Annotated in this window: 1 pseudogene; it reads left to right on the forward strand. The window is 53.6% G+C overall.

Annotation, left to right across the window (positions count from 1 at the left end):
• Positions 1-612: pseudogene (locus J7439_RS25890) on the forward strand (hypothetical protein); the annotation flags it as partial.

Consider the following 612-nt stretch of genomic DNA (forward strand, 5'->3'; position numbering starts at 1 on the left):
GGTGGATAACGGGCTGGAGCTGGAGAAGACAGCGCAGCTGAAAGAGGCCGTGGCCGCACTGTTGCCCCTGGTGAAAACCAAAGCCGAATCTAAAAAAGAGAAAGATCACTTCAAGCCACAGGAAGTCGCCAATCTATTGTGGGCGGTGACGAAACTGGTGGACAATGGTCTGGAGCTGGAGAAAACGCCGAAGCTTAAAATGGCTGTGGCCGCGCTGTTGCCCCATGTGAAAACCAAAGCCGAATCAAAAGAAGAGAAAGACCACTTCAACACCCAGGCTACAGCGAACCTGCTGTGGGCCTTGGCGAAGCTGGTGGAGAACGGGTTGGAGCTGAAGAAGACAGCGCAGCTCAAAGAGGCCTTGGCCGCGCTGTTGTCCCGCGTGAAAAACAAAGCTGAATCAAAAGAAGACAAAGGACTCCTTATTCCTCAGCATATTGTCAACCTGCTGTGGGCCGTGGCGAAACTGGTGGAAAATGGGCTGAAACTGGAGAAGACGCCGAAGCTCAAAGAGGCCGTGGCTGCGCTGTTGCCCTATGTGAAATCCAAAGCCGAATCAAAAGAAGAGAAAGACGACTTCAAGCCACAGGGCGTCGCCAACCTGCTGTGGGC

Origin of the sequence: Salinisphaera sp. G21_0 (assembly GCF_017744115.1) — a bacterium.
Taxonomy (GTDB): Bacteria; Pseudomonadota; Gammaproteobacteria; order Pseudomonadales; family Endozoicomonadaceae; genus Endozoicomonas.